General features: G+C 65.1%; 1 protein-coding gene. It reads left to right on the top strand.

Annotated features, from left to right (window positions below; translation table 11 throughout):
• Positions 1–507: 507 nt before the first annotated feature.
• Positions 508–1,872, top strand: coding sequence for a group II intron reverse transcriptase/maturase (gene ltrA / locus Aple_RS51690; protein WP_155352165.1), 1,365 nt, complete (start codon positions 508–510; stop codon positions 1,870–1,872).
• Positions 1,873–1,983: the final 111 nt, after the last annotated feature.

Raw genomic sequence — 1,983 nt, 5'->3', positions numbered from 1 at the left:
CATGTTGCGTCCTGGAAGCTGCGTCAGGCCCGCGGGTGGAAGTCCCGTCTGGGTAGGCACCGGAGCGCCCAGTAGCAGGCCCCGGTTCGGCGGAGAGATCCGCCGGGCTGAGCGGGGTGTCAAGAGCCTCTTTGGAGGGAGCAAGAGCGCGGGCCGTAGCGTTAAGCGAACTCTGCAGCCTCGTCACAATCACAACGGTGAGAGCCGAGCCGCTCATGTCACGGCGAAGGCCATGCCCGGTGGGCCCTGTTCCGGGGTCAGCTCGCCGGGTCTCCCCGGGGTACGGGAGATGGCACGTGCTCAAGGTCTGACGCGGAACAGGAGAGACCCGTCTGCCTGCGCCTTCGTCGGGCGGGAGACCGGACGTATAAGCCGATGGTGAAGTCGTCCGGAGGGCAGCGGGAGTCCGAGGGGGCCGTAGTACCGGTGATCGGCGTGCAACATAACGCGCCGGGAGGGAAGGGCCCTCACTTTGATCATGCGGGTGACGAGGGTAAGCGTCAGGGCATGACCGGGGAGACCTGGTCCAACAACCCCGGCGGGCCACAGCCTGCCGTACTCGGCGAAAGCGCTTCGCCGGGGAAGGTGCGAGGACTTCAACGCACGCTATGGACTGCGGCCAAGCAGTCGAAGGATCGGCGTTTCCACGCCCTGTATGACCGTGTCTGCAGGGGTGACGTCTTGTGGGAGGCGTGGGGGCGGGTCCGGGCTAATCGAGGGGCCGCCGGGGTCGATCGGGTGACCTTGGAGGCGGTGGAGGTCTATGGGGTGGAGCGGATGCTCGCCGAACTTCAGGCAGATCTTCGTTCAGGTGTGTATCGTCCCGCGCCCGCCAGGCGTGTGGAGATCCCGAAATCAGATGGTGGCAGGCGGCCGCTGGGTATCCCCACGGTCCGCGACAGGGTGGCCCAGGCGGCGGCCAAGTTGGTGCTGGAACCGATCTTCGAGGCGGATTTCCTTCCGGTTTCCTACGGGTTTCGTCCGAGGCGGTCGGCGACGCAGGCGATGGAACGGCTTCGGTCCGGGTTCATCCAGGGGCGCGCTCATGTGGTGGAGTTCGGCATCGGCGACTTCTTCGGTGAGATCGGCCATGAACGGTTGCTCGCTGAGGTGGGGCGCAGGGTGTCGGATCGGCGGGTGCTCAAGCTGATCCGTCTGTGGTTGCGGGCAGGGGTGCTGGTGGAGGGGCAGGTTGAGCGGACGGTCGCCGGCACGCCTCAGGGCGGGGTCGTCTCTCCGTTGCTGGCCAACATTTTCCTGCATGTCCTGGACCGTGAACTGATCTCGCGAGGGGTCGGGGAGCTGGTGCGCTACGCCGATGACGGAGTGGTGTTGTGCCGTACCGAGCGGCAGGCCAGGATGGCTTTGGCGGCGGTCGAGGAGATCTTGACCTCGCTGGGGCTGGGACTACATCCGGACAAGACGAGGGTGGTCGATCTGCGGCAGGGCCGGGAGGGTCTGGACTTCCTGGGGTGTCATTTCCGGGCTCGGATGTCGGGCAGGTTGTGGGAACAGAAGCGGGTCATCCGCTACTACCTGCATCGCTGGCCTTCGGCTCGGGCGATGAAACGATTGCGGGAGAAGGTCGGGGACCGGACCGGTCGCAATCGGGTTGGGCGAGATATCCGCGAGGTGATCGCCGATCTCAACCCGGTGTTGCGGGGTTGGGGTAACTACTTCCGGACGGGGAATGCCGCCCACAAGTTCCGGCAGGTGGACTACTACGTGGTGAGGCGGTTGTTCTGTCTCATGGTCAAGAAGCGTGGTCGCAACCTGTGTGCTGGGCAAACCCGGCAGTGGGACGAGGACTGGTTCAACGGGCACGGCCTGTATCGATTGCGCGGGACTATCTGTTATCCGAAGGCGGCGTAACCATGTCTAGAAGATCATCGGTAAGCCGTATGCGGGAGAACCGCACGTACGGATTGAAAGGGGGATGGGGAACCGGGCTCGCGAGAGCACCGCGCCCCTGACTACCAATGG

It is taken from the genome of Acrocarpospora pleiomorpha (genome assembly GCF_009687885.1).
Classification (GTDB): domain Bacteria; phylum Actinomycetota; class Actinomycetes; order Streptosporangiales; family Streptosporangiaceae; genus Acrocarpospora; species Acrocarpospora pleiomorpha.
Note: the sequence above shows the minus strand (reverse complement) of the source record. Positions and strands in the feature narration are given on the sequence as shown.

What these genes read in the sequence shown, in the direction of transcription:
- ltrA (WP_155352165.1), top strand. Translation starts at nt 508, where the DNA reads ATGACCGGGGAGACCTGGTCCAACAACCCCGGCGGGCCACAGCCTGCC.